Source organism: Pseudomonas sp. Leaf129 (genome assembly GCF_001423465.1).
GTDB lineage: Bacteria > Pseudomonadota > Gammaproteobacteria > Pseudomonadales > Pseudomonadaceae > Aquipseudomonas > Aquipseudomonas coleopterorum.
In genome coordinates, this window is the sequence record NZ_LMOC01000011.1 from 103,196 (window position 1) to 128,234 (window position 25,039).

Below are 25,039 nucleotides of genomic sequence, written 5' to 3' on the forward strand. Positions count from 1 at the left end.
CCGAAGCAATCGTGTGTTGGAGCCACCCATGGGTATTGATCAAGTCCGCCAGCGACGTTTGTCCGATGGCATTGTCGAGCGTCTGGAAGCCATGATCCTGGAGGGCACGCTGCGTGCAGGCGAGCGCTTGCCGGCCGAGCGGGCGCTCGCTGAGCAATTCGGCGTGTCGCGCCCCTCGCTGCGCGAAGCCATCCAGAAGCTGGTGGCCAAGGGCATGCTGGTCAGTCGTCAGGGCGGCGGCAACTATGTCTGCCACAAACTGGGCTCGACCTTCAGCGATCCATTGCTGGCGCTGCTGGAAAGCAATCCGGAGAGTCAGCGCGATCTGCTGGAATTTCGTCACACGCTGGAAGCGTCATGCGCGTTCTATGCGGCGCAGCGCGCCACTGAGATCGATCGTGAACAACTGAAGTTGGCCATGGATGTTCTGGAAGACTGTTACCGGCGGGTCGACAGCGTGACGCGGGAGGAGGAGGGCGTGGCCGATGCCAACTTCCATCTGGCCATCGCTGAAGCCAGTCACAACGCGGTGTTGCTGCACACCGTGCGCGGGCTGTTCGACATGCTCAAGCGCAATATGGTGGTGAACATCGGAGGGATGCATCGGCACAGTGTCGAAACCCGCGACAAGCTCATCGCACAGCATCGGCGGCTGTTTCAAGCAATCGTCGAGGGGCAGGCAGAGCAGGCGCGGGAATTGGCCAGTTTGCACATCACCTACGTGCAGGGCGTGCTCGACGAGGCGCGGCAGACAGTGCAGCGAACCGCTCGCGCGCAGCGGCGCAACGGCTTGTGAAAGCAAGCCGGAAAACGCGGTGAAACCGGCGCTGCAAGGGCAGGTAGATCAGTCTTCCTTGCCCTTGTTGCGCACGGCACGCTGCAGCTCGCGGTTGGAATCGCGTTCGCGCTCGGTGTCGCGCTTGTCGTATTCCTTCTTGCCTTTGCCCAGAGCGATTTCGCACTTGATCAAGTGCTTGCTCCAGTAGATCGACAAGGCCACGCAGGCATAGCCCTTTTGCTGAACCTGGGCGAACAGCTTTTCCAGCTCGCGGCGGTTGAGCAACAGTTTGCGGGTACGCGTCGGGTCGGCGATCACGTGGGTGCTGGCCGTGGTCAGGGGGGTGAAGTGGCTACCCATCAGCCAGGCTTCGCCATCCTTGAGCAGCACGTAGCTGTCCACCAGTTGCGCCTTGCCGGCACGCAGGCTTTTTACTTCCCAACCGGCCAGGACCAAGCCAGCCTCGAAACGGTGTTCGATGAAGTAATCGTGTCGCGCTTTCTTGTTCTGCGCGATGGTCCCTGTAGGGTGTTTCTTTAATTTGGCCATAGGGCGCGCATTATAGGCAGTCGTTGCGCTCTCGGCTACGGTATTGCGGTGTGCTTGAGCGGTTGCAATGAATACCGGACAATACGTGATCTTTTTGGATAGCCTGCGCTCTGCCGCTGTCGACAAAGAAGCCCCATGATTTCGTTGGCGTGCCCCCTGTCTGCTGGCATGCCTACCTTATTTTCAAGGCGCCGTTGGCGTCGTCCGGCCGGCGCGTGATGCTCGCGTCCGCCGCCCAGCTTTGGAAGTGACGCTCGCATGACTACCCATATTCAACGCTCGGCTTTGCTGCCATATCCTGCTCAGGCCCTGTATGACCTGGTCAACGATGTGTCGCGCTATCCCGAGTTCCTGCCCTGGTGTTCGGCCACCACCATCCTCGAAGAAACCGACACCTTGATGCGCGCCAACCTGGACATTGCCAAGGGTGGGTTGAGTCAGCACTTCGTGACCCGCAATACCCTGGAGCCCGGTCGCTCCATCGAAATGAACCTGGAAGAAGGCCCGTTCAATCAATTGCACGGTATGTGGATATTCAAGCCGTTGGGTGAGAAGGCCTGCAAGATCAGCCTGGATCTATCCTTCGACTACGCTGGCCCCATCGTTCGTGCCACCTTGGGTCCGCTGTTCAACCAGGCTGCCAATACCTTGGTCGATGCCTTTTGCCAGCGCGCCAAGCAGTTGCATGGCTGACCAGTCGATCGAGATTGAAGTGGTCTATGCCGCTGTCGATGACCAGGCATTGATCTCGCTTCAGGTACCCGTGGGTACCACGGTGGCCCAGGCCATCGAAATGTCAGGCATCGCCGTACGATTTCCTGATGTGGATTTCTCCCAGTGTCCGGTGGGCATTTTCGCAAAGCTTGTGGATTCTCCTGCCGAATACGTGCTGCAGGCAGGTGATCGCATCGAGCTCTATCGAGCTTTGTTGGCGGACCCCAAAGAAGTGCGTCGATTGCGCGCGGCCAAGGCGGCGCAAGCGCTCAAGACACGCTGAGATGTGTTTTCTTCGCCCATGAAAAAGCCCGGCATCACCGGGCTTTTTTCGTATCGCCTGCTTACTGCGGCGAAACGTCCAGCGGCTGGGGCGTTGGGACGGGAACCGTCTTCACACCGTCCACATCGCGCTGGATGTCTTCGAGCATCGACCCAGGCTTGGGCGGCTCGTCGGCTTTCTGTGGCTCGCCCTGCTGAGGCACGACATTGGTGTCGGTATCGCTGCCCAGAATCGCCTGATCCTTGCTGACGCCAGGCATGAAATCGCCAGACAGGCCAACCAGTTGGTCGTTGCCGTTGAACAGGACACTCATGCGTTCCTGCTGACGTTCGCCGCCGCCTGGCTGCAGGCTGTACAGGTAATCCCAGCGATTGGCGTGGAACGTGTCGACCAGCAGAGGGTTGCCCATGATAAACCTTACTTGCCGACGGGTCATTCCGGGCCTTAACTGGTCTATCATGTCCTGCGTGACGACATTGCCCTGCTGGATGTCGATTTTGTAAACCCCGGGGAATGAACAACCGGCGAGTGCGAGCAGTCCCACGAAGGTGAGGCTGGTTAGCAAGTGCTTGGTGTTTTGCATCGGTGGGCGACTTCCACTATCTTGGCTGGGACAACGTAAACCCCGATCATACCCGTATTAAGAGATGCTGCGAAGCCGCATCGTTGAGAAAGCTGACCATGGTTGATAATAGCGAACTGCGTAAAGCCGGCCTCAAGGTGACCCTTCCACGGGTCAAGATTCTGCAAATGCTGGAATCGGCACAGCAACGCCACATGAGCGCCGAAGAGGTCTACAAGGCGCTGATGGAGGCTGGCGAGGATGTGGGTCTGGCCACGGTTTACCGTGTTCTGACTCAATTCGAAGCGGCCGGTCTGGTAGCACGTCATAACTTCGACGGCGGCCATGCCGTGTTCGAATTGGCAGACGGCGAGCATCACGACCACATGGTCGATGTGGAGTCGGGTGAAGTGATCGAGTTCACCGATCACGAGATTGAACGGCTCCAGAAGGAGCGTGCGATCCAGAACGGCTACGAGTTGGTCGATCACAACCTGGTGCTGTACGTGCGCCGGCCCAAGTAATCTCGGGCTTGATGCAGAAAGGCGACCCTAGGGTCGCCTTTTTTGTATGCGGTGTGTCAGTGAGGGCCTCTTCGCGGGCAGAGTCCGCTCCCACATGGAGCAAGATTGCATTGCAGCATTGTGGGAGCGGGCTCTGCCCGCGAAGAGGCCGGACCTGCCCCCATCACCCCTTGGCCGTGACCACCATCTTCTTGGCATGCGCCAATGATTCTTTGGTCAAATCGATCCCACCCAGCATCCGCGCCACTTCTTCCACGCGCTCGCCCTTGCCCAGGTTCGACACCGCTGTGCGGGTCTCATCGCTGCCACGCACCTTGTGCACGAACAGGTGATGATGCCCTTGAGCCGCCACCTGTGGCAGGTGGGTCACGGTTAGCACCTGGCCACGTTCACCCAGGCGACGCAGCAACTGGCCGACGATTTCTGCGGTAGGCCCGCCGATGCCTACGTCCACTTCGTCGAACACCAGCGTCGGAACCCGCGAAGTCTGCGCCGTGATTACCTGGATCGCCAGGCTGATACGCGACAGCTCGCCACCCGAAGCCACCTTGGCCAGGGGCTTCATGGGCTGGCCCGGGTTGGCGCTGACCAGTAGCTCGACCTGCTCCAGACCATTTGGGTGTAAATCCTCATGAGCGTTGGCGCGCAGTTCAATGGTGAAGCGCCCGCCGGGCATGCCCAGGCGCTGGATTTCCACTTCCACCGCCGAGGCCAGTTGCGCCGCCGCATGGGTGCGCAGGCCAGTCAGCTCGCGCGCTTTTTCCTGATAGTGACGGGCATAGGCCGCCAGTTCTTCACCCAGTTGCTCGATCGATTCATCGCTGGCGTTCAAGCCTTCCAGCTCTTCGAGCAAGCGGTGTTGCAGCGCCACCACTTCGGTCGGGTGCACGCGGTGTTTGCGCGCCAGGGTATAGATGGTGTCGAGGCGTTCCTCGATGTGCTGCAAACGCGCCGGGTCTGCCTCGAAGTGATCGAGAAAGCGATTGAGTTCGCCGACCGCTTCTTCCACCTGGATCTGCGCCGTGGCCAGCATCGAGGCGGCTTCGCCCAGTGCGTTCGGTGCATTGCTGACGCCGCCCAGGCGATTCAGGCTGGCGGTCAGCGCGCTGAGCACGTTGCCCGAATCGTTTTCACTGCAGTGGTCGATCACCTGGCGGCAGATGCCGAACAGTGCTTCGGCATTGGTCAGGTTCTTGTGCTCCTGTTCCAGTTGCTCCAGCTCGTTTTCACCCAGGCCAAGATTCTCCAGCTCTTCCAGCTGATAGCTGAGCAGTTGGTGGCGTGCGCGCTGCTCGTCGCCGGAATCCGACAGGCGTTCGAGTTCCTGGCGAGTCTGCCGCCATTTCTGCGCGGCCAGTTGCACCTGGCGAGCCAGGTCGCTGGCGCCGGCATATTCGTCGAGCAGGCGGCGATGGGTGTCGGTCTTGAGCAGTGACTGGTGCTCGTGCTGGCTGTGGATATCGATCAGCAGCTCGCCCAGAGACTTGAGGTCGCCCAGCGGGCAGGGGGTGCCGTTGATGTAGCCGCGCGAACCGCCTTTGGCGGTGATCACCCGGCGCAGAATGCAGGGGCCGTCGGTTTCCAGGTCGCGCTCGGCCAGCCAGGCACTGGCCTCGGGGATATCGACCAGGTCGAACGTGGCCAGAATGTCGGCCTTGTCGGCGCCGGGGCGAACCACGCCGCTGTCGGCACGGTCGCCCAGGGCCAGGCCCAGCGCATCGAGCATGATCGATTTGCCGGCGCCGGTCTCGCCCGTGATCACGCTCATCCCGCGCTCGAGTTCGAGGTCGAGATGTTCGACGATGGCATAGTTGTGTACGGACAGGTGCACCAGCATAAGACCGCCCCCAGGCATGAATGTCTGGTTATTTATACAGTGTTTCATGCAGGGCTGACAATATTCGTCCTTAGCTCGTTTTCGCCTGATCCCGAGATTTTTTATTGCTGACTCGCAAAGCTCGCGTAACGCTGCTTGTCGTCAGCCCTTGAAGCGCGGATTTGCGACCCCATATACCGGTCAGAAGCGCGAGTCGACCTCGCGGACGTAATCGAGAGGAGAGAACCAATGGCTGACGAACAGAACCTGGACGATCAGAATCTAGACGCTAATCAGGCTGCCGACGCCGGTGCCGAAGACCTCACCGCGCGCGTGCAATTGCTCGAAGAGCAGCTCGCCGCCGCCCAGGACCAGTCCCTGCGCGTAGCCGCCGACCTGCAGAATGTTCGCCGCCGCGCCGACCAGGACGTGGAAAAGGCGCACAAGTTTGCCCTCGAGAAGTTCGCCGGCGACCTGCTGCCTGTGCTCGACAGTCTGGAGCGCGGCATCGAGCTGTCCAGCCCCGATGACGAAAGCATCCGTCCGATGCGCGAAGGCATGGAGCTGACCCTGAAGATGTTCCAGGACACGCTCAAGCGTTACAACCTCGAAGCCATCGATCCGCACGGTCAGCCGTTCAACGCCGAGCATCATCAGGCCATGGCCATGCAGGAAAGCGCGGACGTCGAGCCCAACAGTGTCTTGAAAGTTTTCCAGAAGGGCTATCAGCTCAATGGACGCCTGCTGCGCCCGGCCATGGTCGTGGTCAGCAAGGCCGCCGCACCGGTTTCGCCTTCGATCGACGAGCAGGCTTGAAATCGGCCAAGTGGCCCCCATCTTAGTGTCAAGCGTTTAAGTGCTACCGCAGACAGCCACCACTGTCGCGGCAACCAAATCCAAAATTTTCGGGCCTTAGTGCCAGGAGAAGAAACATGGGCAAGATTATCGGTATCGACCTGGGGACCACCAACTCCTGCGTCTCCATTCTGGAAAACGGCAAGGCCAAGGTCATCGAGAACGCCGAAGGCGCTCGCACCACACCTTCGATCATCGCGTATGCCAACGACGGCGAAATTCTCGTCGGTCAGTCGGCCAAGCGTCAGGCGGTCACCAACCCGCACAACACCCTGTACGCGGTGAAGCGTCTGATCGGTCGTCGTTTCTCCGAAGACGTCGTGCAGAAAGACATCCAGATGGTGCCTTACAAGATTGTCGAAGCCGACAACAAGGACGCCTGGGTTGAAGTCAACGGCAACAAAATGGCTCCCCCACAGATCTCGGCTGAAATCTTGAAAAAGATGAAGAAGACCGCCGAAGACTACTTGGGCGAAGCGGTTACCGAAGCGGTCATCACCGTACCGGCCTACTTCAATGACAGCCAGCGTCAGGCCACCAAAGACGCCGGTCGTATCGCGGGTCTGGACGTCAAGCGCATCATCAACGAGCCAACTGCCGCTGCACTGGCATACGGCATGGACAAGGCGAAGGGCGACCACACCGTCATCGTGTATGACCTGGGCGGCGGTACCTTCGACGTGTCCGTGATTGAAATCGCTGAAGTCGATGGCGAGCACCAGTTCGAAGTGTTGGCCACCAACGGCGACACCTTCCTGGGTGGTGAAGACTTCGACATCCGCTTGATCGACTACCTCGTCGACGAGTTCAAGAAAGAAAGCGGCATGAACCTCAAGGGTGACCCGCTGGCCATGCAGCGCCTGAAGGAAGCTGCGGAAAAAGCCAAGATCGAACTGTCCTCGAGCCAGTCGACCGACGTCAACCTGCCGTACATCACTGCAGACGCGACCGGTCCGAAGCACTTGAACGTGAAGATCTCCCGCGCCAAGCTGGAATCGCTTGTTGAAGACCTGGTTCAACGCACCATCGAGCCTTGCCGCACCGCGATGAAAGACGCCGGTATTGATGTTGGCGCGATCAACGACGTGATTCTGGTCGGTGGTCAGACCCGCATGCCGCTGGTACAGAAGCTGGTGACCGATTTCTTCGGTAAGGAAGCTCGCAAGGACGTCAACCCTGACGAAGCCGTTGCCATGGGTGCTGCCATCCAGGGCGCCGTACTGGCCGGTGACGTGAAAGACGTGCTGCTGCTCGACGTCAGCCCGCTGACCCTGGGTATCGAAACCATGGGTGGCGTGATGACCGCGTTGATCGAGAAGAACACTACGATTCCTACCAAGAAATCGCAGGTATTCTCGACCGCCGACGACAACCAGGGCGCCGTGACCATCCACGTCCTGCAGGGTGAGCGTAAGCAAGCCGCGCAGAACAAGTCGCTGGGCAAGTTCGACCTGGCCGAGATTCCACCGGCTCCACGTGGCGTACCGCAGATCGAAGTGACCTTCGACATCGATGCCAACGGCATCCTGCACGTCGGCGCGAAGGACAAGGCCACCGGCAAGACTCAGTCGATCGTGATCAAGGCCAACTCCGGTCTGTCCGAAGACGAAATTCAGCAGATGGTTCGTGACGCTGAAGTCAACGCCGAGGAAGACCGCAAGTTCGAAGAGCTGGCCGCTGCTCGCAACCAGGGTGATGCACTGGTGCACTCGACTCGCAAGATGGTCGCTGACGCAGGTGACAAGGTCACTGCCGACGAGAAGACTGCCATCGAAGCGGCCGTCGTGGCGCTGGAAACTGCGGTCAAGGGCGACGACAAGGCAGCGATCGATGCCAAGGTCGAAGAACTGTCCAAGGTCTCCGCTCCAGTGGCACAGAAGATGTACGCCGAACAGGCCGAGAAGCCTGAAGGTGCCGCTGCTCAGCCAGCGGAAGAAGCCGGCAAGCACGACGACGTCGTCGATGCCGAATTCGAAGAAGTCAAAGACAACAAGTAATTCTTGTTGGTCGGCCGGTTGACTGTGCTCGCACGGTGACTGGTAGGATGTCGCCGCGCGGGGGCTTGCTCCCGCGTTGGCGTGTCTGGAATACACGAATTTTAACAACATGCGACAGCGATCGGATGTTGGCGGCGCGGTCAGCGGCGCCCCTGCGTGCTGGCTCCCAAAAGAGTAAAAAGACTTATGGCAAAGCGTGACTATTACGAGGTTCTAGGGGTGGAGCGAGGCTCCAGCGAAGCGGATCTGAAGAAGGCCTATCGCCGCCTCGCGATGAAGCATCACCCGGATCGCAACCCCGACAGCAAGGAATCCGAAGAAGCCTTCAAGGAGGCCAACGAGGCCTACGAAGTGCTGTCCGACGCCAGCAAGCGCGCGGCATACGACCAGTACGGTCATGCCGGCGTCGACCCGAGCATGGGTGGCGGTGGTCAGGGCTTCGGCGGGCAGAATTTCTCCGACATCTTCGGCGATGTGTTCAGCGATTTCTTCGGTGGCGGTCGTGGCGGCAATGGCCGCGGTGGCGCCCAGCGTGGCAGCGACCTGCGCTACACGCTCGAGCTGAACCTGGAAGAAGCCGTGCGCGGCACCACGGTCAGTATCCGTGTGCCGACGCTGGTCAACTGCAAGCCCTGCGACGGCAGTGGCGCGAAGAAAGGCTCGGCGCCGATCACCTGCCCAACCTGTGGCGGTATCGGCCAGGTGCGCATGCAGCAGGGCTTCTTCTCGGTACAGCAGACCTGCCCTCGCTGCCATGGCCAGGGCAAGATCATCTCCGACCCGTGCGATTCGTGTCACGGCGAAGGCCGTGTCGAAGAGTACAAGACCCTCTCAGTCAAGGTGCCTTCGGGCGTCGACACCGGCGACCGCATTCGCCTCTCCGGCGAAGGCGAGGCGGGCATGCAGGGCGGTCCGACCGGCGATCTGTACGTGGTCATCAACGTGCGCGAGCACGCGATCTTCCAGCGTGACGGCAAGCACCTGTACTGCGAAGTGCCGATCAGCTTCACCGATGCGGCCCTGGGTGGCGAGCTGGAAGTGCCGACCCTCGACGGTCGAGTCAAGCTGAAGATCCCGGAAGGTACCCAGACCGGCAAGCAGTTCCGTCTGCGTGGCAAGGGCGTTGCGCCCGTGCGTGGCGGTGGTGCCGGCGACCTGATGTGCCGAGTGGCGGTGGAAACGCCCGTCAACCTCAACCGCCGTCAGCGTGAGTTGCTGGAAGAATTCCGCACTTCGCTGGAAGGCGACGAATCCCATTCGCCGAAGGCCAATGGTTGGTTCGAGGGTGTGAAGCGTTTCTTCGGCGACCTGTAAGGCATAAGGATTCGAGCATGCGACGTATAGCTGTGATGGGCGCCGCCGGGCGCATGGGCAAGACGCTGATCGAAGCGGTCCAGCTGGCGCCCGGCGCCGGTCTGACTGCTGCGATTGATCGGCCGGACAGCACGCTGGTCGGCGCCGATGCCGGTGAGCTGGCGGCGCTGGGCCGTATCGGCGTGCCGTTGTCGGGTGACGTGGCGAAGGTGGCGGAAGAATTCGATGTATTGATCGACTTTACTCACCCAACCGTGACCCTGAAAAACCTGGCGTTCTGCCGCAAGGCGGGCAAGGCCATGGTCATCGGCACGACGGGTTTCAGTCCCGAGGAGAAGGCGTTGCTGGCCGAGGCGGGCAAGGACATTCCGATCGTCTTCGCTGCTAACTTCAGCGTCGGTGTCAACCTGTGCCTGAAGCTGCTCGACACCGCTGCACGGGTGTTGGGTGACGATGTCGACATCGAGATCATGGAAGCCCATCACCGGCACAAGGTCGACGCCCCGTCGGGCACGGCCGTGCGCATGGGTGAAGTGGTTGCCAATGCCTTGGGTCGCGACCTCAAGCAAGTGGCGGTCTACGGCCGTGAAGGCCAGACCGGTGCGCGCGAGCGTCAGACCATCGGTTTCGCCACCGTGCGGGCCGGTGACGTGGTGGGTGACCACACCGTGCTGTTCGCCGCTGACGGCGAGCGCGTCGAGATCACCCACAAGGCCTCCAGCCGCATGACGTTCGCCAAGGGCGCGGTACGCGCCGCCCTCTGGCTCGACGGCCGTGCCCCAGGCTTCTACGACATGCAGGATGTGCTCGACCTGCATTGATCCAAATGTGCCCGGCTTGCTCCTCCCGTAGGAGCGGTCATCGGCCGCGAACCAGGCGCCGCAGTCTTGCTGAAACACTGCGGTGTCTGGTTCGCGGCCAATGACCGCTCCTACAGGGGCCTCAGGCATCTCCACTTTCTCCCGCGTTGCGCAAGTCGCATTTTCCCAACACGTCACCGCATTCGCGGTAGACCAAAACCCCTCTTTTCTGTAAGCTACAGCTTTAGTGTGTCCACTAAAAGCGCGCAGATAATTCGATGAAAAGAAGCGGGGTGACGTATCCATACGGCATTCCGCTTTTTTACAACCTGCGATCGCCCTTTCAGGCTTTATTTACGGGAGGTCTTCTTGACTAAGCCAGCCATACTCGCCCTTGCCGATGGCAGCATCTTTCGCGGCGAAGCCATTGGAGCCGACGGGCAAACCGTTGGTGAGGTGGTGTTCAACACCGCCATGACCGGCTATCAGGAAATCCTTACCGATCCTTCCTATGCCCAGCAAATCGTTACCCTGACCTACCCCCACATCGGCAACACCGGCACCACGCCCGAAGACGCCGAATCCGATCGCGTCTGGTCCGCAGGCCTCGTGATCCGCGACCTGCCGCTGGTTGCCAGCAACTGGCGCAACACGCTGTCCCTGGACGAATACCTGAAAGCCAACAATGTCGTCGCCATCGCCGGTATCGATACTCGCCGCCTGACCCGCATCCTGCGTGAGAAGGGCGCGCAGAACGGCTGCATCATGGCCGGTGACGACATCAGCGAAGAGGCCGCCATCGCCGCCGCTCGCGCCTTCCCTGGCCTCAAGGGCATGGACCTGGCCAAGGAAGTCAGCACCAAGGACACCTACCAGTGGCGCTCCAGTGTCTGGGACCTCAAGTCCGACAGCCACCCCGACGTGCCCAACAGTGAATTGCCGTACCACGTGGTCGCCTACGACTACGGCGTCAAGGTCAACATCCTGCGCATGCTCGTCGAGCGCGGCTGCCACCTGACCGTGGTGCCGGCGCAAACCCCGGCCGCCGATGTGCTCGCCCTCAACCCCGATGGCGTGTTCCTGTCCAACGGCCCTGGCGATCCGGAGCCCTGCGACTACGCTATCCAGGCGATCAAGGAAGTGCTGCAGACCGAGATTCCAGTCTTCGGCATCTGCCTGGGTCACCAGCTGCTGGCTCTGGCCGCCGGCGCCAAGACCGTCAAGATGGGTCACGGCCACCACGGCGCCAACCACCCGGTGCAGGACGTCGACAGCGGCGTGGTGATGATCACCAGCCAGAACCATGGTTTCGCGGTAGACGAGGCGACGCTGCCGGGCAATGTGCGTGCGATCCACAAATCGCTGTTCGATGGCACCCTGCAGGGCATCGAGCTGACCGACAAGGCCGCCTTCAGCTTCCAGGGTCACCCTGAAGCCAGCCCCGGCCCGAACGACGTCTCGCCACTGTTCGACCGCTTCATCGAATCGATGGCCAAACGCCGCTGATTCCTGTCGGACCCGTGTGTAACGCGCGCCCCGGCCGGCCCCGTCGAAGACGGACAGGCCGCCAGGGCGCCGCCCAATAAAGTCCAGGCGGGCAGCCGGCTGAACTGCGCAATTGAGTGAGAACCATGCCAAAACGTACAGACTTGAAAAGCATCCTGATTCTTGGTGCCGGCCCGATCGTCATCGGCCAGGCCTGCGAATTCGACTACTCCGGCGCCCAGGCCTGCAAGGCCCTGCGCGAAGAGGGCTACCGCGTCATCCTGGTCAACTCCAACCCGGCCACCATCATGACCGACCCGGACATGGCCGACGCCACCTACATCGAACCGATCAAATGGCAGACCGTGGCCAAGATCATCGAGAAGGAGCGTCCGGACGCCGTGCTGCCGACCATGGGTGGCCAGACTGCTCTGAACTGTGCTCTGGACCTGGAGCGTGAAGGCGTGCTGGCCAAGTTCGGCGTGGAAATGATCGGTGCCAACGCCGACACCATCGACAAGGCCGAAGACCGTTCGCGCTTCGACAAGGCCATGAAATCCATCGGCCTGGCCTGCCCGCGCTCGGGCATCGCCCACAGCATGGAAGAAGCCAACGCGGTACTTGAGAAGCTCGGCTTCCCGTGCATCATTCGTCCTTCGTTCACAATGGGCGGCACTGGCGGCGGCATCGCCTACAACCGTGAAGAATTCGAAGAAATCTGCGCCCGCGGTCTGGACCTGTCGCCGACCAAGGAATTGCTGATCGACGAATCGCTGATCGGCTGGAAAGAGTACGAGATGGAAGTGGTCCGCGACAAAAAGGACAACTGCATCATCGTCTGCTCGATCGAGAACTTCGACCCGATGGGCGTGCACACCGGTGACTCGATCACCGTCGCACCGGCGCAGACCCTCACCGACAAGGAATACCAGATCCTGCGCAACGCCTCCCTGGCGGTCCTGCGCGAGATCGGCGTGGAAACCGGCGGTTCGAACGTGCAGTTCGGTATCTGCCCGAACACCGGCCGCATGGTCGTCATCGAGATGAACCCGCGGGTGTCACGTTCCTCGGCGCTGGCTTCCAAGGCCACCGGTTTCCCGATCGCCAAGGTCGCGGCCAAGCTCGCCGTTGGTTACACCCTCGACGAACTGCAGAACGACATCACCGGCGGCAAGACCCCGGCGTCCTTCGAGCCGTCGATCGACTACGTCGTCACCAAGCTGCCACGCTTCGCCTTCGAGAAATTCCCCAAGGCCGACGCACGCCTGACCACCCAGATGAAATCCGTGGGTGAAGTCATGGCCATCGGCCGGACCTTCCAGGAATCCCTGCAGAAAGCCTTGCGCGGCCTGGAAGTGGGCGTCTGCGGCCTGGACCCGAAAGTCGACCTGAGCAGCCCTGAAGCCAGCGGCATCCTCAAGCGCGAACTGACCGTGCCGGGCGCCGAGCGCATCTGGTACGTCGCCGACGCCATGCGCGCCGGCATGAGCGTGGACGCTATCTTCGACCTGACCATGATCGACCGCTGGTTCCTGGTGCAGATGGAAGACCTGATCAAGGAAGAAGAGAAGGTCAAGACCCTGGGTCTGGCCGATATCGACAAGGCCTTGATGTTCCGTCTCAAGCGCAAGGGCTTCTCCGATCAGCGCCTGGCCAAGCTGCTGGGCATCACCGACAAGAACCTGCGCCGCCACCGCCACAAGCTGGAAATCTTCCCGGTCTACAAGCGCGTCGACACCTGCGCCGCCGAGTTCGCTACCGACACCGCCTACCTGTACTCCACCTACGAGGAAGAGTGCGAAGCCAACCCGTCGGACCGTGACAAGATCATGATCCTGGGCGGTGGTCCGAACCGTATCGGCCAGGGCATCGAGTTCGACTACTGCTGCGTTCACGCGGCCCTGGCCCTGCGCGCCGACGGGTACGAGACCATCATGGTCAACTGCAACCCGGAAACCGTCTCCACCGACTACGACACCTCCGACCGTCTGTACTTCGAGCCGTTGACGCTCGAAGACGTGCTGGAAGTGGTGCGCGTCGAGAAGCCCAAGGGTGTCATCGTCCAGTACGGTGGCCAGACCCCGCTGAAACTGGCCCGCGCGCTGGAAGAAGCCGGCGTGCCGATCATCGGTACCAGTCCGGATGCCATTGACCGCGCCGAAGACCGCGAGCGCTTCCAGCAGATGGTTCAGCGCCTGAACCTGCTGCAGCCGCCGAACGCCACTGTGCGCAGCGAAGAAGAAGCCATTCGTGCTGCCGGCACCATCGGTTATCCCCTGGTCGTGCGTCCTTCCTACGTGCTGGGCGGCCGTGCCATGGAAATCGTCTACGAGCTGGACGAACTCAAGCGCTACCTGCGTGAAGCCGTGCAGGTGTCCAACGACAGCCCGGTGCTGCTCGACCACTTCCTCAACTGCGCCATCGAGATGGACGTCGACGCGGTGTGCGACGGGACCGACGTGGTCATCGGCGCGATCATGCAGCACATCGAGCAGGCCGGCGTTCACTCCGGTGACTCGGCGTGCTCGCTGCCACCGTACTCGCTGCCGGCTCACGTGCAGGACGAAGTGCGCGAGCAGGTCAAGAAGATGGCCCTGGAACTGGGCGTTATCGGCTTGATGAACGTGCAGCTGGCCCTTCAGGGCGACAAGATCTACGTGATCGAAGTCAACCCGCGCGCCTCGCGTACCGTGCCGTTCGTGTCCAAGTGCATCGGCACCTCGCTGGCGATGATCGCGGCGCGTGTCATGGCCGGCAAGACGCTGAGGGAAATCGGCTTCACCCAGGAAATCATTCCCAACTTCTACAGCGTCAAGGAAGCGGTATTCCCGTTCGCCAAGTTCCCAGGCGTCGACCCGATCCTCGGCCCGGAAATGAAATCCACCGGTGAAGTGATGGGCGTCGGCGACACCTTCGGCGAAGCCTTCGCCAAGGCCCAGATGGGCGCCAGCGAAGTATTGCCAACCGGCGGCACCGCGTTCATCAGCGTGCGCGACGACGACAAGCCACTGGTGGCGGGCGTTGCTCGCGACCTGATCGCGCTGGGCTTCGAAGTGGTCGCCACCGCAGGCACCGCGCGCGTCATCGAAGAGGCCGGGTTGAAAGTACGTCGCGTGAACAAGGTGACCGAAGGCCGTCCGCACGTGGTCGACATGATCAAGAACGACGAAGTCACCTTGATCATCAACACCACCGAAGGTCGTCAATCGATTGCCGATTCTTACTCGATTCGTCGCAACGCCTTGCAGCACAAGATCTACTGCACCACGACCATTGCCGCTGGCGAAGCGATCTGTGAAGCGCTGAAGTTCGGTCCGGAAAAGACCGTGCGCCGTTTGCAGGATCTCCACGCAGGACTCAACGCATGATCAAGTACCCAATGACTGTCCAGGGCCATCGCGCCCTGGAGCAAGAACACGAATTCCTCAGCAAGACCGAGCGTCCGCGCTTGAGCCAGGCCATCGGTGAGGCGCGCGAATTGGGCGACCTCAAGGAAAACGCCGAATACCATGCCGCCCGCGAGGAGCAGGGCATGGTCGAGGCACGCATCCGCGACATCGAAGGCCGTTTGCAGAATGCTGTGGTGATCGACGTCACCACGATTCCGAAAACCGGCAAGGTGATCTTCGGCACGACCGTGGAAATCGCCAATGTCGAGACCGACGAGCGCGTGAAGTACAAGATCGTGGGAGAAGACGAGGCCGACATCAAGGGCGGCAAGCTGTCCCATGGCTCGCCCATCGCACGTGCCCTGATCGCCAAGGAAGAGGGCGATGTGGTTACCGTGAAGACGCCCGGTGGCGTGATCGAGTACGAGATTGTCGAAGTCGCCCACATTTGATCGGCCGCGGTCCCGGCAGGTGAGCGCCGTCATCTGGCAACTGACCCAGACGCTTTGGGTCGGTGGCCTGTGGATGTTGCATTTCGGCGTGCTGCCAGCGCTGGTCAAGGTAGGCCTCGCGCCGCTGCTGGTGGAAGACATCGGTAGCCAGACAGGCTCCATGCTGATGGGGTTCGCCGGTTTCTGCGCGGTGCTGCAACTGCTGTTGCTGGCACGACTGCAGGGTGCGGCGTGCCTTGTGCGCGACGCGCGCGGGCAGCTGTTGTGGGCAGTATTGGTAGCGTGCGCGGTGTACTTCGCCGTGGCCTGGATGCTGGCCGATGCCGTGCGCTGGCAGTTGTTGTGCTATCTGGTGGCGGGCGTTACCGGCCTGGTGCTGGTAGTGCAGCCGGTGCCCTCGAGGACGCGCAGGGCGCGACCTTGAGGATCGGCATGAGCATCAGCGGAATCGATGCACGTTCGACAGCTGCTTGTTCACTTGCGGGTTCTTGCGGTAAACCAGTGCCATCTTGCCAATGACCTGGACCAGATCGGCACGGCCAACCTTGCACAGTTCGGCAACGGCTTGCAGGCGTTGTTCGCGGTCGAGGATGTTGAGTTTGATCTTGATCAGCTCGTGATCGCTCAAGGCGCGTTCGAATTCTGCTAAAACACCTTCAGTCAAACCGTTGTCGGCAACCATCAAAACCGGCTTGAGATGGTGACCAATCGATTTGTACTGTTTCTTCTGCTCCTGAGTGAGCGGCATAATCTGACCCTTCATCTGATCTTGTAAAAAGCGGCGGCCAGTTTACCCGAGCGCCCTCGGCTCCGCCCAGTTAATCACGACCCGTTATTCGAGGTGCCCCGTGGCCCGTTCCAAGACAAGCCTCAATTGGCTGAAAGAACACTTCAACGATCCCTACGTCAAAATGGCGCAGAAAGACGGGTATCGTTCTCGTGCAAGCTACAAGCTGCTGGAAATACAGGAACGCGACCGCCTGATCCGTCCCGGCATGAGCGTCATCGACCTGGGCGCAGCGCCCGGCGGCTGGTCCCAGGTGACCAGTCGTCTGATTGGTGGCCAGGGTCGCCTCATTGCGTCCGACATCCTGGAAATGGACAGCATCCCCGATGTCACCTTCATTCAGGGCGATTTCACCGAAGACGCGGTGTTGGCGCAGATCCTGGCAGCCGTCGGCAATTCGGAAGTCGACCTTGTGATTTCCGATATGGCCCCCAATATGAGTGGACTGGCCGCAGTCGACATGCCTCGTGCGATGTTTCTCTGCGAGCTCGCGCTCGACCTGGCCAGCCGGGTCCTGCGTCCGGGCGGTGATTTCCTGATCAAGGTCTTCCAGGGTGAAGGCTTCGACGTGTATCACAAGACCGTTCGGCAGATGTTCGAGAAGGTACAGATGCGCAAGCCTTCCTCGTCCCGCGACCGCTCCCGCGAGCAGTACCTGCTGGCCCGCGGTTTCAAGGGTGTGGAAAAGCCGGACCAAGAGGTCTGAGGCTGTCGATAGCTTTTATTAAATGGCGCGGCATGCTGAGCATAAACGAAGATTACGCAGTCAAAGTTTCACAAAAGGTTACAGACGCCGCCTGCGGAGCCGCAGGCAATGTAGTAAGTTTGGCCGGTGAACATCATGCGAAGCACGCCTGCGCGGGTTGCGGGTAGCAGGCTTCAGAGGGTAGCGAATTGAACGATATGGCAAAGAATCTGATCCTGTGGTTGATCATCGCCGCCGTCCTGGTGACGGTCATGAACAACTTCTCCAGCCCCAACGAGCCGCAGACCCTCAACTATTCCGACTTCATCCAACAGGTGAAGGACGGCAAGGTCGAACGCGTTGCGGTCGATGGCTATGTCATCACCGGCAAACGCACTGACGGCGATGCCTTCAAGACCATCCGCCCGGCCATCCAGGACAACGGCCTGATCGGCGATCTGGTGGACAACAAGGTCGTGGTCGAAGGCAAGCAGCCTGAACAGCAAAGCATCTGGACCCAGCTCCTGGTGGCCAGCTTCCCGATCCTGGTGATCATCGCGGTGTTCATGTTCTTCATGCGCCAGATGCAGGGCGGGGCGGGCGGTAAGGGCGGCCCGATGAGTTTCGGCAAGAGCAAGGCGCGCCTGCTGTCCGAAGATCAGGTTAAGACCACTCTGGCTGACGTCGCCGGTTGCGACGAAGCCAAGGAAGAAGTTGGCGAGCTGGTCGAGTTCCTGCGCGACCCAGGCAAGTTCCAGCGCCTGGGCGGTCGTATCCCTCGTGGCGTGCTGATGGTCGGCCCGCCCGGTACCGGTAAGACGTTGCTGGCCAAGGCCATCGCCGGTGAAGCCAAGGTTCCGTTCTTCACCATTTCCGGTTCGGACTTCGTCGAGATGTTCGTCGGCGTCGGTGCCAGCCGTGTGCGTGACATGTTCGAGCAGGCCAAGAAGCATGCTCCCTGCATCATCTTCATCGACGAAATCGATGCCGTGGGTCGTCATCGTGGCGCTGGCATGGGTGGCGGTCACGACGAACGCGAGCAGACGCTCAACCAGTTGCTGGTCGAGATGGACGGTTTCGAAATGAATGACGGGATCATCGTCATTGCTGCGACCAACCGTCCTGACGTGCTCGACCCTGCGCTGCTGCGTCCAGGCCGCTTCGACCGTCAGGTCGTGGTAGGGCTGCCGGACATCCGTGGGCGCGAGCAGATCCTCAAGGTCCACATGAAGAAAGCGCCTTTGGGCGACGACGTGAACCCTGCTGTCATCGCTCGCGGCACGCCAGGCTTCTCCGGTGCCGACCTGGCCAACCTGGTCAACGAGGCTTCGCTTTTCGCTGCCCGTAATGGCAAGCGCCTTGTCGAGATGAAAGAGTTCGAACTCGCCAAGGACAAGATCATGATGGGCGCCGAGCGCAAGACCATGGTCATGTCCGAGAAGGAAAAGCAGAACACTGCCTATCACGAAGCGGGCCACGCCATCGTCGGTCGCGTCGTGCCCGAGCACGATCCGGTCTACAAGGTCTCGATCATTCCCCGTGGTCGTGCCCTGGGTGTAACCATGTTCCTGCCTGAAGAGGATCGCTACAGCCTCTCCAAGCGTGCGCTGATCAGCCAGATCTGCTCGCTGTATGGCGGCCGTATCGCCGAAGAGATGACCTTGGGCTTCGATGGCGTCACCACCGGTGCCTCCAACGACATCATGCGTGCCAGCCAGATCGCCCGGAACATGGTGACCAAGTGGGGCCTGTCGGAGAAGCTCGGCCCATTGCTCTACGCCGAAGACGAAGACCAGGGCTACCTGGGTCGTGGCGGCGGTGGTGGCGCAGCAGCCGTATCGGGTGAGACCGCCAAGGTGATCGACTCCGAAGTGCGCAGCATCATTGACCAGTGCTACGGCACGGCCAAGCAGATCCTCACCGACAACCGCGACAAGCTGGACGCTATGGCAGATGCGCTGATGAAGTACGAAACGATCGATGCCGATCAGATCGACGACATCATGGCCGGTCGTACGCCACGTGAGCCTCGCGACTGGTCTGGTGGTGGTTCGGGTCCTTCGGGCACCACCATCGCACCGGATCCGCGTCCTGAGACACCCATCGGTGGTCCAGCGGCCGAAGTCTGAAACAGACGTCTCGCGCTTGATACCTAAGGTTTGACATGACCCCTTCGCAATACCCCACTCGGTTGCCTTGCGGCAACCGAGTTCTCGATCTGACCCAGACGCACGTCATGGGTATCCTCAATATCACTCCCGACTCTTTCTCCGATGGCGGCCGGTTCAACCAGCGCGATCTTGCCCTGCGTCATGCGCAGGCAATGGTCGAGGCGGGTGCGACCCTCATCGACATCGGTGGCGAGTCGACACGTCCGGGTGCTCGCCCGGTCTCCGTGGTCGAAGAGCTGGAGCGTGTCGCGCCATTGGTCGAAGCGATCAGCCGCGAACTCGATGTGATCATCTCCGTTGACACGTCCACTCCGGCCGTCATGCGCGAAAGTGCACGGCTCGGCGCCGGTCTGATCAACGATGTGCGCGCGTTGCGCCGTGACGGCGCGCTGGACGCTGCGGCGGCCACCGGCCTGCCGGTGTGCCTGATGCACATGCAAGGCGAGCCTGGCACGATGCAGGATCATCCCCATTACGACGACCTGTTGGGCGAAGTGTCGAGCTTTCTGCTCGAACGAATGCAAGCCTGCGCATCGGCAGGCATCCCGGCTGAGCGTATACTGCTCGACCCAGGCTTCGGCTTCGCCAAATCGCATGCGCACAACCTCAGCCTGTTCAAGCATATGCAGGCTCTGCATGCGCTCGGGCGGCCCTTGCTGGTGGGGGTTTCGCGCAAGAGCATGGTTGGCCTGGCCCTGAACAAGCCCGTGACCGAGCGCCTCAACGGCAGCTTGGCCCTGGCTGCCCTGGCGATGACCAAGGGGGCAAAGATCCTGCGCGTCCACGATGTGGCCGAAACGATCGATGTCGTTCGGATGATCGCCGCCGTTGAAGCGGCCGAATAAGAATTACGGAGTACTTATGAGCAGGAAATATTTTGGCACCGACGGCATTCGTGGCCGTGTCGGCGAGTACCCGATCACCCCTGACTTCATGCTCAAGCTGGGCTGGGCGGCGGGCATGGCGTTCCGCAAGATGGGCGCCTGCCGCGTATTGGTCGGCAAGGACACGCGCATCTCCGGCTACATGTTCGAGTCCGCGCTGGAGGCCGGCTTGTCGGCGGCTGGCGCCGACGTGCTGCTGCTGGGCCCGATGCCAACGCCTGCCATTGCCTACCTGACGCGCACGTTCCACGCCGAGGCCGGTATCGTCATCAGCGCCTCGCACAATCCGCACGATGACAACGGCATCAAGTTCTTCTCCGGTCAGGGCACCAAACTGCCTGACGAAGTCGAATCGATGATCGAAGAGCTCATGGATGCACCCATGACCGTGGCCGAGTCCAGCAAGCTGGGCAAGGTTTCACGCATCAACGACGCTGCTGGCCGTTACATCGAATTCTGCAAGAGCAGTGTGCCCACCACCACCGATTTCGCCGGTCTCAAACTGGTGATCGATTGTGCACATGGCGCCACTTACAAAGTTGCCCCGAATGTTTTTCGCGAGCTGGGTGCGCAGGTTACGGTGCTGTCCGCAGCGCCCGACGGCCTGAACATCAACGACAACTGTGGCTCCACCCACATGGAAGCGCTGCAGGCTGCCGTGCTGATCGGGCACGCGGACCTGGGCATCGCTTTCGACGGTGACGGCGACCGCGTCCTGATGGTCGACCATACCGGCGCCATCGTCGATGGCGACGACCTGCTGTTCATCATCGCCCGCGATCTTCAGGAGCGCGGCAAGCTGCACGGCGGTGTGGTGGGGACGCTGATGAGCAACCTGGGGCTGGAGTTGGCCTTCAAGGATCTCTCCATCCCGTTCGTACGCGCCAGCGTCGGTGACCGCTACGTCATGGCCGAGCTCAAGGAGCGTGATTGGCAGCTGGGCGGCGAGAATTCCGGGCACATTGTCTGCTGCCATCACACCACCACGGGTGACGCGATCATTGCTGCGTTGCAGGTGTTGCTGGCCCTCAAGCGTCGAGATGAAACCCTTGCCCATGCCCGCCAAGGGCTGCGCAAGTGCCCTCAGGTATTGGTCAACGTGCGCTTCGCCGGTGGCGACGTCAATCCGGTCGAGCATCCGTCGGTCAAGGAAGCGTGCGAGCGCGTCACCCAGGCCATGGGTGGCCGTGGGCGGGTGCTGTTGCGCAAGTCCGGTACCGAGCCGTTGGTGCGGGTAATGGTCGAAGGCGACGACGAAAAGGTCGTGCGTGGCTATGCCGATGAGCTTGCCAGACTGGTGAGTGAAGTTTGCGCCTGAATACGGCTTGCCAGTGAACGTTGCGTTGGGTAACATCTGCGCCCACTTTGATCGACGAGGTACAGCATGCGTCGCCCCATGGTAGCTGGTAACTGGAAAATGCATGGTACCCGCGCCAGCGTCGCTGAGCTGATCAAGGGTCTGTCTGATCAGTCCTTGCCCGACTCTGTCGAGGTTGCGGTGTTCCCACCTCTGCTGTTCATCGACCGTGTGGTCGAGGGTCTGCAGGGGAGCAAGGTCGCCGTCGGTGCTCAAAACTGCGCGGTTCAGGCTGAGCAGGGTGCGCTGACCGGTGAAACGGCTTCGAGCCAGTTGGTCGATGCCGGGTGTTCACTGGTACTGATCGGCCATTCCGAGCGTCGCCAGGTCATCGGCGAAGGTGAACAGCAGCTGATCGAGAAATTCCGCGCCGCGCAAGCGGCCGGCCTGACGCCAGTGCTGTGCATAGGGGAAACCCTGGAAGAGCGCGAAGCCGGTCAGACATTGGATATTGTAGGTCGTCAGCTGGGCAGTGTGGTTACAGCCCTGGGTATCGAAGCGTTCACCCGTGCGGTGATCGCCTACGAACCGGTCTGGGCCATTGGCACCGGGCTGACGGCCACGCCGCAACAGGCTCAGGATGTGCACGCTGCCATCCGCGCCCAGTTGACGGCAGAAGATGCCAAGGTCGCACAAGCTGTGCGGCTGTTGTACGGCGGTAGCGTCAAAGCGGCCAATGCGGCCGAACTGTTCGGCATGCCGGATATCGATGGGGGCCTGATTGGTGGTGCTTCCCTGAATGCAGATGATTTCGGTGCGATCTGTCGCGCCGCGGGAAACTGAGAAAATGCTGGAAACAGTCGTAGTCGTTCTTCATCTGTTGGGTGCCTTGAGCGTTGTCGCTCTGGTTTTGCTGCAACAGGGTAAAGGTGCGGACGCTGGCGCGTCGTTCGGGGCAGGTGCATCAAATACTGTCTTCGGAAGCCAAGGTTCCTCTACCTTTCTTAGTAAGTTTACTGCTATACTTGCCGCCTGTTTCTTCATAACCAGCTTGGGGTTAGGTTACTTTGCTAAAGAGAAAGCTCAACAGCTGACTCAAGTAGGTTTGCCAGATCCAGCGGTTATCGAAGCACCACGGCAGAAGCCGGCTACAGATGATGTTCCGGTGCTTCAAGAGCAAAAGACCGATGCAGCTCCTGCTGCTGACGTTCCTCAGGCTCAAGAGCAAAAATGATTCTCGAAAGAGCGTCAGGGTTACAAAAGCGGTAAGGGTTTCAAACGTTGTATTGCCGAGGTGGTGGAATTGGTAGACACGCAACCTTGAGGTGGTTGTGCCCATAGGGTGTAGGGGTTCGAGTCCCCTTCTCGGTACCAATTAGTAATCAGGAGAGCCCGCTGTTGCGGGCTTTCTTGTCGGTGGAAGCTTGGATTGACCCAAAACGGGTTCGGTCGTATACTTTCGCCCCAGCTTTGTCGCGGGATGGAGCAGTCTGGTAGCTCGTCGGGCTCATAACCCGAAGGTCGTTGGTTCAAATCCAGCTCCCGCAACCAGTTTTAGCAAGGCCCCTTTTCAAAGGGGCTTTTTGTTAGCTGGACAGTTCTTAGCGCCGGTATTCAACGGCGTATCCGGGATGGGCGCTTCGCCCATTTTTTATTTGCACAGCATGCACGAGGGGGTTCAGGTGTCGAGCAAGCTAGAACAGTTGCAGGCCTTGTTGGCCCCGGTGGTCGTGGCCCTAGGCTATGAATGCTGGGGTATTGAGTTTTCGGCTCAAGGCCGCCATTCACTTTTGCGTGTCTATATCGATAAAGAGGGCGGCGTGCTGGTGGACGACTGCGCCATCGTCAGCCGCCAGCTCAGTGGTGTGCTGGATGTCGAAGATCCCATCACGGTCGAATACACCCTTGAAGTTTCTTCTCCAGGCATGGAACGCCCGCTGTTCACCATCGAACAGTTTGCAGCGTACGCCGGAGCACAAGTAAAGATAAAGCTGCGCGCGCCTTTCGAAGGACGACGCAACTTTCAGGGCCTTCTCCACGGTGTGGAGGACCAGGATGTCGTGATTCGAGTAGACGAACACGAATTCCTGCTGCCGATCGATTCGATCGACAAGGCCAATATCATTCCCAGTTTTGACTGAGACGTGCCAGATACTGCGGGTCCCGCGGATCCAATGGCTTGCGAAAGGCGAGGCGTACGATGAGCAAAGAAGTACTGCTGGTTGTTGAGTCGGTATCCAATGAAAAGGGTGTACCGGCAGGCGTAATATTCGAAGCGCTGGAGATTGCTCTGGCGACCGCGACCAAGAAACGCTTCGAAGACGAAGTGGATCTTCGCGTGGAAATCAATCGCCACACCGGCTCCTATGAAACCTTCCGTCGCTGGACGGTCGTCGAGGAAGCCGATCTGGACGATCCGGCCATCGAAACCTGGCCGAGCAAGGTTGTATTGACCCATCCCGAAGCCAAGGTGGGTGATGTCATCGAAGAGAAGATCGACTCCATCGAGTTCGGTCGTATCGCTGCACAGACCGCCAAGCAGGTCATCGTGCAGAAAGTTCGCGAAGCCGAGCGCGCCCAGGTGGTCGACGCTTACCGCGAGCGTCTGGGCGAGATCATCTCGGGTACGGTCAAGAAAGTGACCCGTGACAATGTCATCGTCGACCTGGGCAACAACGCCGAGGCCCTGTTGGCTCGGGAAGATATCATTTCGCGGGAAACCTTCCGTGTCGGTGTGCGCTTGCGTGCACTGCTCAAGGAAATCCGTACCGAAAACCGTGGTCCTCAACTGATTCTTTCGCGCACCGCCCCGGAAATGCTCATCGAGCTGTTCCGCATCGAAGTGCCGGAAATCGCTGAAGGCCTCATTGAAGTCATGGCCGCATCCCGTGATCCGGGTTCGCGCGCCAAGATCGCCGTTCGCTCCAAGGACAAGCGCATCGACCCGCAGGGTGCCTGTATCGGCATGCGCGGATCGCGTGTGCAGGCTGTGTCCGGCGAGTTGGGCGGCGAGCGCGTCGACATCGTCCTCTGGGACGATAACCCGGCACAGTTCGTCATCAATGCCATGTCCCCGGCGGAAGTCGCGGCCATCATCGTCGACGAAGACGCCCATGCCATGGACATCGCCGTGGGCGCCGACAACCTGGCTCAGGCCATCGGTCGTGGCGGTCAGAACGTGCGTCTGGCCAGCCAGTTGACCGGCTGGACACTGAACGTGATGACCGAATCGGACATCCAGGCCAAGCAGCAAGCGGAAACCGGTGACATCCTGCGCAACTTCATCGATGAGCTGGAAGTCGATGAAGAACTGGCCCAGGTACTGGTTGACGAAGGTTTCACAAGCCTGGAAGAGATTGCCTACGTACCGTTGGAAGAGATGCTCAACATCGACGGCTTTGACGAAGATATCGTCAACGAGCTTCGCGCTCGGGCCAAGGATCGCTTGTTGACCAAAGCCATCGCTACAGAGGAAAAGCTGGCAGACGCCCATCCGGCCGAAGACCTGCTCTCGCTTGAGGGTATGGACAAGGATTTGGCGATGGAACTGGCGGTGCGCGGCGTAGTTACCCGCGAAGACCTGGCCGAGCAGTCGATTGACGACCTGCTCGACATCGACGGCATTGACCAAGATCGTGCCGGCAAGTTGATCATGGCCGCCCGAGCCCATTGGTTCGAGTAATTGGCGCGGCCTGAG

24 protein-coding genes and 2 tRNA genes are annotated in these 25,039 nt (G+C 60.6%); 22 read left to right on the plus strand and 4 right to left on the minus strand.

What is annotated here, in order from left to right; all coding sequences use genetic code 11:
* Window positions 1-28: 28 nt before the first annotated feature.
* Window positions 29-796 carry a GntR family transcriptional regulator gene (locus ASF66_RS20965; RefSeq protein ID WP_049858653.1) on the plus strand — a complete coding sequence of 256 codons (768 nt, stop codon included), beginning with the start codon at window positions 29-31 and terminating at the stop codon, window positions 794-796.
* A 48-nt stretch (window positions 797-844) separates the two neighbouring features.
* Here the strand turns inward: ASF66_RS20965 and smpB are convergent, their stop codons facing one another.
* Complete coding sequence (gene smpB, locus ASF66_RS20970; protein WP_043190812.1) at window positions 845-1,327, minus strand: SsrA-binding protein SmpB; 483 nt, start codon at window positions 1,325-1,327, stop codon at window positions 845-847.
* A 258-nt stretch (window positions 1,328-1,585) separates the two neighbouring features.
* Between smpB and ASF66_RS20975 the strand changes: the two genes are divergently transcribed.
* Complete coding sequence (locus tag ASF66_RS20975) at window positions 1,586-2,020, plus strand: type II toxin-antitoxin system RatA family toxin (RefSeq protein ID WP_056845235.1); 435 nt, start codon at window positions 1,586-1,588, stop codon at window positions 2,018-2,020.
* A complete protein-coding gene (locus tag ASF66_RS20980) occupies window positions 2,013-2,324 on the plus strand; it encodes an RnfH family protein (RefSeq protein WP_056845236.1) in 312 nt (103 codons plus the stop codon). Before ASF66_RS20975 ends, ASF66_RS20980 begins: the two co-directional genes overlap by 8 nt.
* A gap of 61 nt (window positions 2,325-2,385) precedes the next feature.
* Here ASF66_RS20980 and ASF66_RS20985 read toward each other — a convergent pair whose 3' ends face one another.
* Entirely contained in the window at window positions 2,386-2,907 is a 522-nt protein-coding gene (locus ASF66_RS20985) for an outer membrane protein assembly factor BamE (protein ID WP_056845237.1), read from the minus strand.
* A 98-nt stretch (window positions 2,908-3,005) separates the two neighbouring features.
* Here ASF66_RS20985 and fur point away from each other — a divergent pair, with 98 nt between their 5' ends.
* The gene (gene fur, locus ASF66_RS20990) at window positions 3,006-3,410 is read left to right on the plus strand and encodes a ferric iron uptake transcriptional regulator (protein WP_049858656.1); all 405 of its coding nucleotides are present in this window, start codon (window positions 3,006-3,008) and stop codon (window positions 3,408-3,410) included.
* A 163-nt stretch (window positions 3,411-3,573) separates the two neighbouring features.
* Here the strand turns inward: fur and recN are convergent, their stop codons facing one another.
* Complete coding sequence (recN, locus tag ASF66_RS20995) at window positions 3,574-5,247, minus strand: DNA repair protein RecN (RefSeq protein ID WP_056845238.1); 1,674 nt, start codon at window positions 5,245-5,247, stop codon at window positions 3,574-3,576.
* A gap of 228 nt (window positions 5,248-5,475) precedes the next feature.
* Between recN and grpE the strand changes: the two genes are divergently transcribed.
* The 8 genes from grpE (at window position 5,476) to ASF66_RS21035 (ending at window position 15,942) form a co-directional block, all read left to right on the plus strand.
* On the plus strand, window positions 5,476-6,042 hold the full coding sequence (grpE, locus tag ASF66_RS21000) for a nucleotide exchange factor GrpE (protein WP_056845239.1): 567 nt from the start codon (window positions 5,476-5,478) through the stop codon (window positions 6,040-6,042).
* A 62-nt stretch (window positions 6,043-6,104) separates the two neighbouring features.
* Window positions 6,105-8,078: a molecular chaperone DnaK gene (gene dnaK / locus ASF66_RS21005; protein ID WP_269082545.1), complete on the plus strand. Its 1,974-nt coding sequence runs from the start codon at window positions 6,105-6,107 to the stop codon at window positions 8,076-8,078.
* A 186-nt stretch (window positions 8,079-8,264) separates the two neighbouring features.
* Window positions 8,265-9,392, plus strand: a complete 1,128-nt coding sequence (gene dnaJ, locus ASF66_RS21010; RefSeq protein WP_049858660.1) for a molecular chaperone DnaJ — start codon at window positions 8,265-8,267, stop codon at window positions 9,390-9,392.
* Between the two features lie 17 nt (window positions 9,393-9,409).
* Window positions 9,410-10,213: a 4-hydroxy-tetrahydrodipicolinate reductase gene (dapB, locus tag ASF66_RS21015; protein WP_056845240.1), complete on the plus strand. Its 804-nt coding sequence runs from the start codon at window positions 9,410-9,412 to the stop codon at window positions 10,211-10,213.
* A 348-nt stretch (window positions 10,214-10,561) separates the two neighbouring features.
* Window positions 10,562-11,698, plus strand: coding sequence for a glutamine-hydrolyzing carbamoyl-phosphate synthase small subunit (gene carA, locus ASF66_RS21020; protein ID WP_049858662.1), 1,137 nt, complete (start codon window positions 10,562-10,564; stop codon window positions 11,696-11,698).
* Between the two features lie 125 nt (window positions 11,699-11,823).
* Window positions 11,824-15,045 (plus strand): carbamoyl-phosphate synthase large subunit, encoded by a 3,222-nt coding sequence (gene carB / locus ASF66_RS21025; protein WP_056845241.1) that lies wholly within the window; start codon window positions 11,824-11,826, stop codon window positions 15,043-15,045.
* Window positions 15,042-15,518, plus strand: a complete 477-nt coding sequence (gene greA, locus ASF66_RS21030) for a transcription elongation factor GreA (protein ID WP_043190787.1) — start codon at window positions 15,042-15,044, stop codon at window positions 15,516-15,518. Before carB ends, greA begins: the two co-directional genes overlap by 4 nt.
* A 73-nt stretch (window positions 15,519-15,591) precedes the next feature.
* The gene (locus ASF66_RS21035) at window positions 15,592-15,942 is read left to right on the plus strand and encodes a hypothetical protein (protein WP_056845270.1); all 351 of its coding nucleotides are present in this window, start codon (window positions 15,592-15,594) and stop codon (window positions 15,940-15,942) included.
* 15 nt (window positions 15,943-15,957) lie between these two features.
* Here the strand turns inward: ASF66_RS21035 and ASF66_RS21040 are convergent, their stop codons facing one another.
* Window positions 15,958-16,266, minus strand: coding sequence for a YhbY family RNA-binding protein (locus ASF66_RS21040; RefSeq protein ID WP_049858703.1), 309 nt, complete (start codon window positions 16,264-16,266; stop codon window positions 15,958-15,960).
* A 100-nt stretch (window positions 16,267-16,366) separates the two neighbouring features.
* Here ASF66_RS21040 and rlmE point away from each other — a divergent pair, with 100 nt between their 5' ends.
* The 10 genes from rlmE (at window position 16,367) to nusA (ending at window position 25,024) form a co-directional block, all read left to right on the plus strand.
* Entirely contained in the window at window positions 16,367-17,011 is a 645-nt protein-coding gene (gene rlmE / locus ASF66_RS21045; RefSeq protein ID WP_049858665.1) for a 23S rRNA (uridine(2552)-2'-O)-methyltransferase RlmE, read from the plus strand.
* Window positions 17,012-17,208: 197 nt separating this feature from the next.
* Window positions 17,209-19,119, plus strand: coding sequence for an ATP-dependent zinc metalloprotease FtsH (gene ftsH, locus ASF66_RS21050; protein WP_049858666.1), 1,911 nt, complete (start codon window positions 17,209-17,211; stop codon window positions 19,117-19,119).
* 35 nt (window positions 19,120-19,154) lie between these two features.
* Complete coding sequence (gene folP / locus ASF66_RS21055) at window positions 19,155-20,006, plus strand: dihydropteroate synthase (protein ID WP_049858667.1); 852 nt, start codon at window positions 19,155-19,157, stop codon at window positions 20,004-20,006.
* 16 nt (window positions 20,007-20,022) lie between these two features.
* On the plus strand, window positions 20,023-21,363 hold the full coding sequence (glmM, locus tag ASF66_RS21060) for a phosphoglucosamine mutase (protein ID WP_049858668.1): 1,341 nt from the start codon (window positions 20,023-20,025) through the stop codon (window positions 21,361-21,363).
* Window positions 21,364-21,429: 66 nt separating this feature from the next.
* A complete protein-coding gene (gene tpiA / locus ASF66_RS21065; protein WP_049858669.1) occupies window positions 21,430-22,185 on the plus strand; it encodes a triose-phosphate isomerase in 756 nt (251 codons plus the stop codon).
* A 4-nt stretch (window positions 22,186-22,189) separates the two neighbouring features.
* A complete protein-coding gene (gene secG / locus ASF66_RS22305; RefSeq protein ID WP_082223522.1) occupies window positions 22,190-22,576 on the plus strand; it encodes a preprotein translocase subunit SecG in 387 nt (128 codons plus the stop codon).
* A gap of 54 nt (window positions 22,577-22,630) precedes the next feature.
* Window positions 22,631-22,716 (plus strand) — tRNA-Leu (locus ASF66_RS21070).
* A 100-nt stretch (window positions 22,717-22,816) separates the two neighbouring features.
* A tRNA-Met gene (locus ASF66_RS21075) sits at window positions 22,817-22,893 on the plus strand.
* A 131-nt stretch (window positions 22,894-23,024) separates the two neighbouring features.
* The gene (gene rimP, locus ASF66_RS21080) at window positions 23,025-23,483 is read left to right on the plus strand and encodes a ribosome maturation factor RimP (protein ID WP_049858705.1); all 459 of its coding nucleotides are present in this window, start codon (window positions 23,025-23,027) and stop codon (window positions 23,481-23,483) included.
* Window positions 23,484-23,542: 59 nt separating this feature from the next.
* Window positions 23,543-25,024, plus strand: coding sequence for a transcription termination factor NusA (gene nusA / locus ASF66_RS21085; RefSeq protein ID WP_043190771.1), 1,482 nt, complete (start codon window positions 23,543-23,545; stop codon window positions 25,022-25,024).
* Window positions 25,025-25,039: the final 15 nt, after the last annotated feature.